This is a genomic window from Nonomuraea lactucae (assembly GCF_003313395.1).
Lineage (GTDB): Bacteria > Actinomycetota > Actinomycetes > Streptosporangiales > Streptosporangiaceae > Nonomuraea > Nonomuraea lactucae.
The window spans coordinates 1-6,307 of sequence record NZ_QNFZ01000859.1; the positions used below are offsets into that span (position 1 = coordinate 1).

The following is a 6,307-nucleotide window of genomic DNA, read 5'->3' on the forward strand; positions in this document are numbered from 1 at the left end:
CGAACACCGCGGCCAGGCCGAGCGCCGCCCGCTCCGGGGAGGGCGCCGACCCGCCGCTCATCGCGTGCGCGAGCGCGGCCAGGGTGACGCAGACGGCGGCGAAGGCGGCCGTCCGCGCGAGCCTGAGGGGAAGGTGCGCGCGCATCGGTGGGCACATGCTCTCACGGGACGAGGCCAGGAGATACCTCTCTGCCCAAGCTCCGCAATGCCTGGTCGATTTGCCGTCAATGTCGCTAGGGTCGTTCCGACCGCGTTTACATGAGGTGAGAACGTTGCGGCATTTTGCGGGTTTGCTCATCGGGTTGGTGGCGGCGGTGGCCGTACTGGGTGGCGGCGGATGGGCCACCCAGCAGGCGGTGACCGTCGCGCAGGGCCCCGCGGGCCAGAAACTGTGGATCGCCCTCGGCGCGATGGCGGCCGTCGGCCTCGTGGTCGGGCTGGTGGTGGCGGGCCGGGTCTCGCCGCTGGCGACGTTCCTCCCCTCGATGGCGCTGCTGGCGTGGACGGTGGTCTACGCGCTGGACATGAACCGCGCGCTGTCCTTCGTCCCCGACGAGCCGTCGATGCACCAGATCGTCAGGGAGGCGGGGGCCGGCGCCCGGCTGCTGCTCACCTCCGGTGTCCTGGCGCTGCTGGGGGTGGCCCTGTTCGTCCCCGTCCTGATGCCCTCGCGCTGGCAGCGCCGCCAGGACGACTACGACGGCGAGGACTACGAGGAGAGCCCGCAGGAGAAGAGCTACTACTGAGCCGGCCACGTCACCTGGCGGTCTCGCGGCCGGTCGTGTAGAGGCGGGTCACCACCTCCTCGATGGTCGACCGGCCGGGCGCGGTGGCCATCAGATCGTCCAGCGTCCCGTCGAACGCCAGCCGCCCGTGGTCGATCAGCATCACCCGGCGGCAGAGCCGTTCGATGTCGCCCAGGTCGTGTGTGGTCAGCAGCACGGTGGTGCCCTGCTCGGAGTTGAGCCGCCGCAGGAAGTCGCGGATGCCCGCCTTGCTCACGACGTCGAGCCCGATCGTCGGCTCGTCGAGGACGAGCACGTCGGGGGCGTGCAGCAGCGCCGCGGCCAGGTCGCCGCGCATCCGCTGGCCCAGGCTGAGCTGGCGCACCGGCTTCGCCGCGAAGTCGCCGAGTCCGAGCGTCTCGGTCAGCTCGTCGAGCCGCGACCGGTACGCAACACGATCTACGTTGTAAAGGAGCCGGATCAGCTCGAAACTGTCACGCAGCGGCAGATCCCACCACAACGTGGTCCGCTGCCCGAACACCACACCGATCCGGCGGGCGAGCGTGGTGCGCCTGCGTGACGGGTCGAGCCCGGCCACCCGAACCCTGCCGGACGTCGGCGTGAGGATGCCGCAGAGCATCTTGATCGTGGTGGACTTGCCGGCGCCGTTGGGGCCCAGGCAGCCGACGAACTCGCCGGCCGCGATGGTGAACGACAGGTCCCGTACGGCGTGCACGACCTCGCGCCTGACCTTGAAGGAGCGGCCGGCCCGGTCGAGTTCGATCATGTCTAGCTTCCCGTCGATCGGTAGTGGCGGATGCCCCGCCGCCAGGCCAGCCAGGCGGGCAGGGCGAGGCCCACGGCCGCGACGGGGCCGAGGAACCGCATGAAGGAGGGCGTGCCGAACGGGTCGTCCCGGCCCAGCACGTACAGGCCGGGCTGCCAGTTGACGAACGCCAGCGGCAGCGCGTACGTCACGCCACGCACCAGGTCGCGGGCGTAGACGCTGAACGGATACTGGGTGAGCTGGCCGCTGCCGTAGGTGAAGGCGTTGACCACCTCCGGCGCGTCGGTGAGCACGAACTGCACCGACGCGGCCAGCGTCCACAGCGACGCGAAGATGACCACGCCAGTCACGATCATGACGGGGACCATCCAGAGCCGTCGCGCGTCGAGGTCGAGCGCGGCGAGCGCGTAGGCGAGGACGGCGGCCGCCTGCGCGATTCGGCCGGCGCGGGTGGGCGAGAAGTTGTCGGTGGCGAGCTGGATCCAGGGGCTGACCGGCCGGATGAGCATCGCGTCGAACGTGCCGGCCTTGATGTGCCGGCTGATCCGGTCGACGTTGCCGACGAACATGTCGCAGAAGCAGAACGCCACGTTCGAGGCCCCGTACAGGAAGAGGACCTCGTCGTGGGAGAAGCCGGCGAGGCTGGTGGTGTTGGCGAAGATGACGAGGATCACGGCCACGTCGGTGGCGGCCAGGACCGTGCCGAGCACCGCCATGAGCGCGAACGAGGCGCGGTAGGCCATGGCGGCGCGGGCCCACGTCCAGGCCAGCAGGATGTACGTGCTAACCACCCTGGATCACCACCTTGTGGCGGATCGCCCGGGTGCCGAGCGCGCCCAGCGCGAGGAGCGCGACGGCCCAGGACGCCTGGAAGGCGAGCGTCTCCAGCGGCGGTGCCGTGCCGAGGTAGACGTCGGCGGGCGCCTGCGCCATGGCGGCCCACGGCAGCGCCCTGACCAGCTCGCCCAGCGGCCCGGGGACCAGCGGGAGAGGGATCATCATGCCGCTGAGCAGGGTGGTGAGGACGAGCGAGCCGACCTGCACGCCGCGGTCGTCCACCAGCCAGCAGACCGACAGCGCGACCAGGTAGCGCCAGGCGAAGCCGACGGCCCACCCGGCCAGGAAGCAGGCAGCGAACCCGGCCCACCCCGCGAACCCCGAGGGCCGGACGACGCCGAACAGGGCGGCGCCCAGCAGCACCGGCGGGATCCCCCGCACGAGGAACAGGTAGCCGGCCCTGCCCAGGTCCTCGGCCATCGACCAGAGCTGGAGCGAGGCGGGGCGGACGAGGTCGAGCGCGATGTCGCCGGTGCGGATGCGCTCGGGGACGTCCAGGCCGCCGCCGAACAGCTGCATGGGGCCGATGAAGGCCTGGGTGACGAAGCAGTAGGTGACGGCGTGGGTGACGTCGTACCCGGCGAGGCCCGGCCGTGCCTCCCACAGGGCGATGAGGACGTAGGCGCGCAGCACGCCGAACACGCTGTTGGTGAACGCGCCGGCCAGCGCGCCCCAGACGTACGTGGCGTGCTTGCGGAAGCCGTAGCGGACGAGCCGGGCGTAGAGGGGGGCGTGGAAGGGGGCGTGGAAGGGGGCGTGGAAGGGGATGGTCTCGCACCTCCGGAGGGTGATGGCACGGTGACGAGCCGTGCGCGGACCCGCGCGCGGGTCGGCCGATGGGAGCGCTGGATTATGCGCCCGCGGGCGGGCGGCGGGCAACGGATTTAAGGCGGCCGCCGGCCCTGGCGGACCTTGCGACCTGCGGGTCGACACATCCCGGAAATGTTCCCGTAAGCGACGGGATACTTACCGGTGAGTAGATCCATGCTCTTCGGGGAAGGAGATTCATCGGAGGACAGAACATGCACATCGACAGGGACGTCACTCCGGACTATCCCCTCAGCTGGCAGGCCCGCGCGCTCACCGGGCTGATGCGCGGCACGCTCAAACCGGCGTCGAGCCTGCTCATGCGCCACGGGCTGGCGATCGACTGCGCCTCCCGCATCGGCGAGCTGACCAGGTGGGTGCCGATCCGCCCGCCCGGCCACGTCAGGGTCACGCCCGCCGGCTTCTCCGCCTGCGGCGGCGAGTGGCTGCGCGCGGGCGAGGAGCCGGACGAGAGCAAGGTGCTGCTCTACTTTCACGGAGGCGGCTACTTCTCCTGCTCGCCCAGCACGCACAGGTCGATCACCTGGCGCCTGTCGGTCGCGGCCCGCCGCCCCGTGATCGCGCTCGACTACCGGCAGGGCCCGGTGCACAAGCTGGCCGACTCCCTGGAGGACGCGCTGGACGCCTACCGGTGCCTGCTGGGCCAGGGGTACGCCCCGGACGACGTCATCCTGGCCGGCGACTCGGCGGGCGGTCACCTCACGCTCGCCACGCTGCTAGCGCTGCGCGATCAGGGCGCGCCGCTCCCCGGCGCGGCCATCTGCCTGTCGCCGTGGGCGGACCTCACCGACTTCCCCCGCCGGGCCAACCGCTGGCAGGACCCCATGCTGTCCGCCGGGCGCGTCCGCTGGCTGGCCCGGCGCTGGACCTCCGGCCTGGACCCGCGCGACCCGCTCGTGTCGCCGGTGCTGGGCGACTTCACCGGCCTGCCCCCGTTGATGATCGTGACGGGCTCGACCGAGGTGCTCCGGGACGAGGCGCGCCGGGTGGCCGTCAGGGCGCGCGAGGCGGGGGTGCCGGTGACGTACGAGGAATGGCCGCGCATGCCGCACGTCTTCCCCATCCTGGCCGACGTGCTGCCCGAGGCCCGTCACGCCTTCCGCCACATGGCGGGCTTCGTCGCCGCCGTGGCCGCCGCCCGGCGCGCCTCCGGCGACGCCGCCGACAGCGCCTACGACGGCGCCCCCGACAGCGCCTACGATGGGGCGTCCGACAGTGCCTCCGGCGCCGCCGCCTGACCTGGTGCGGCTCCCTGCGCGCGCCCGACGACTCGCGGGTATAAGTTAGGTATGCCTAACTTCTATGCGCTGAGGAGCGGTCGATGGCCGGAAAGCCGACAGATCACCATCGTGGTGTCGTCCTGCGCACCGAGCGGCTCACGCCGCACATGATCCGCGTCGTGGTGGGCGGTGACGGGCTGCGCGACTTCGAGCTGTCCGGGCAGACCGACCACTACGTGAAGCTGGTGTTCCCGCACGAGGGCGTCGACTATCCGGTCCCGTTCAGTGTCCAGAACGTGCGCGAGACCATGCCCCGGGAGCTGTGGCCGCGCCTGCGCACCTACACCGTGCGCGCGTGGGACGCCGAGGCGCGCGAGATGACGATCGACTTCGTGCACCACGGCGACTCGGGCCTGGCCGGGCCGTGGGCGGCGCGGGCCGTGCCGGGCGACGAACTGCTGATGCTGGGCCCCGGCGGCGGCTACGCGCCGAGCCCGGAGGCGGGCTGGCACCTGCTGGTCGGTGACGAGAGCGCGCTGCCGGCCATCGCCGCCTCGGTGGAGGCGCTGCCCGAGGGGGCGCCGGCGCACGTTCTGGTGGAGGTCGACGGCCCCGAGGACGAGCAGAAGCTCGAGCCGGTGGGCGACGCCCGCGTCCTGTGGGTGCACCGCGACGGCCGGCCCGTCGGCGAGGCGCTGGTGCAGGCGGTGTGCGGGCTGGACTTCCCCGAAGGCGACGTGCACGCGTTCGTGCACGGGGAGGCCGGTTTCGTCAGGCGGCTGCGACACCATCTGAGGGTCGAGCGCCGGGTGCCGCTGGAGCGCATGTCCATCTCCGGCTACTGGCGCTCGGGCGTGGACGACGAGGCGTGGCGGGCGGTCAAGCAGGAGTGGAACCGTCAGATCGACGCCGAGGAGGCCGCCGCGCTGGGCTGACGCGCGCCCGTCACCGGGAGGCGCGGGACGCCACTCGGGTCACACCCCTTACTCACCTCGGCGGTACGACCGCCTTACCTCCGATACCCCTTGCGCAGGTCGTGCGGAAACCCTCTCCCGGCGGGACCACAGTGTGCTGTGCCGTGTCCCAGCAGACAGGAGAGGCGAGACCCGGATGGCGCGTGGTTCGAGTGACATGCCTCCAGGCGTGCGACCGCTCACGGTGGGCGATCCGGTCATCATCGGCCGGTATCTCCTGCTCGGCCGACTCGGCAGCGGCGGGATGGGCGTCGTCTACCTGGCCGAACACCCGCGAGGCGGGCTCGTCGCCGTCAAGACGCCGCATGCCGTGCACCTCAAGGATCCCACGCTGCGGGCCCGCTTCGCCGGAGAAGTCGCCTTCTCGCGCCGGGTGGTGCCGTTCTGCACGGCGGCGGTGGTCGAGGACGGCACCGACCGGGACCGGCCCTACCTGGTGTCCGAACATGTTCCCGGTCCGGCGCTGTCGCAGGTGGTCGCGGCGGGCGGGCCGCTGACCCCGGACCTCGCCTACGGGGTGGCGCTGGGGGTGGCGGGTGCGATGGTCGCCGTGCACGACGCCGCACTGGTCCACCGGGATCTCAAGCCGGCCAACGTGCTGCTGTCCGCGCGGGGGCCGCGGGTCATCGACTTCGGCATCGCCCGCGACGTCGACACGACCGGCGCGTACACGGAGGCGGGGCAGGTCATGGGCAGCCCCGGCTGGGTGTCGCCCGAACGGCTGACCGGCGGCCCCGCTCTGCCGGCCTCGGACGTCTTCGCGTGGGGCTGCCTGGTGGCGTTCGCGGCGACAGGGCATCACCCGTTCGGGGCGGGGGAGGACGACGTGCTGGCCCGGCGCATCGTGCTGGAGGCGCCCCGGCTGGACGGGGTGCCCGCGCCGCTGCGGCCGGCCGTCGAGGCGGCGCTGGCCAAGGACCCCGCCGCCCGGCCGCG

General features: G+C 72.3%; 7 protein-coding genes. 4 read left to right on the forward strand and 3 right to left on the reverse strand.

Annotated elements, in window-relative coordinates; genetic code table 11:
• The first annotated feature begins 290 nt into the window (after positions 1-290).
• A complete protein-coding gene (locus DQW85_RS29745; RefSeq protein ID WP_240197508.1) occupies positions 291-746 on the forward strand; it encodes a hypothetical protein in 456 nt (151 codons plus the stop codon).
• Positions 747-756: 10 nt separating this feature from the next.
• Here DQW85_RS29745 and DQW85_RS29750 read toward each other — a convergent pair whose 3' ends face one another.
• The 3 genes from DQW85_RS29750 to DQW85_RS29760 are packed head-to-tail and all read right to left on the reverse strand — an operon-like array spanning position 757 to position 3,228.
• Positions 757-1,512 carry an ABC transporter ATP-binding protein gene (locus DQW85_RS29750; RefSeq protein WP_113703149.1) on the reverse strand — a complete coding sequence of 252 codons (756 nt, stop codon included), beginning with the start codon at positions 1,510-1,512 and terminating at the stop codon, positions 757-759.
• A 2-nt stretch (positions 1,513-1,514) separates the two neighbouring features.
• Positions 1,515-2,303, reverse strand: a complete 789-nt coding sequence (locus DQW85_RS29755; protein ID WP_113703150.1) for an ABC transporter permease — start codon at positions 2,301-2,303, stop codon at positions 1,515-1,517.
• Entirely contained in the window at positions 2,296-3,228 is a 933-nt protein-coding gene (locus tag DQW85_RS29760; protein ID WP_240197509.1) for an ABC transporter permease, read from the reverse strand. The genes DQW85_RS29755 and DQW85_RS29760 overlap by 8 nt, the downstream gene beginning before the upstream one ends.
• Positions 3,229-3,371: 143 nt before the next feature.
• Here DQW85_RS29760 and DQW85_RS29765 point away from each other — a divergent pair, with 143 nt between their 5' ends.
• The 3 genes from DQW85_RS29765 to DQW85_RS29775 form a co-directional block, all read left to right on the forward strand.
• Positions 3,372-4,415, forward strand: coding sequence for an alpha/beta hydrolase (locus DQW85_RS29765; RefSeq protein ID WP_113703151.1), 1,044 nt, complete (start codon positions 3,372-3,374; stop codon positions 4,413-4,415).
• An 83-nt stretch (positions 4,416-4,498) separates the two neighbouring features.
• On the forward strand, positions 4,499-5,332 hold the full coding sequence (locus tag DQW85_RS29770; protein WP_113703152.1) for a siderophore-interacting protein: 834 nt from the start codon (positions 4,499-4,501) through the stop codon (positions 5,330-5,332).
• Between the two features lie 208 nt (positions 5,333-5,540).
• Positions 5,541-6,307 (forward strand): serine/threonine-protein kinase (locus DQW85_RS29775; protein WP_162795479.1); only part of this gene is annotated, 767 nt, incomplete at its 3' end.

What these genes read in the sequence shown, in the direction of transcription:
- DQW85_RS29750 (WP_113703149.1), bottom strand. Translation starts at nt 1,512, where the DNA reads ATGATCGAACTCGACCGGGCCGGCCGCTCCTTCAAGGTCAGGCGCGAG.
- DQW85_RS29770 (WP_113703152.1), top strand. Translation starts at nt 4,499, where the DNA reads ATGGCCGGAAAGCCGACAGATCACCATCGTGGTGTCGTCCTGCGCACC.
- DQW85_RS29765 (WP_113703151.1), top strand. Translation starts at nt 3,372, where the DNA reads ATGCACATCGACAGGGACGTCACTCCGGACTATCCCCTCAGCTGGCAG.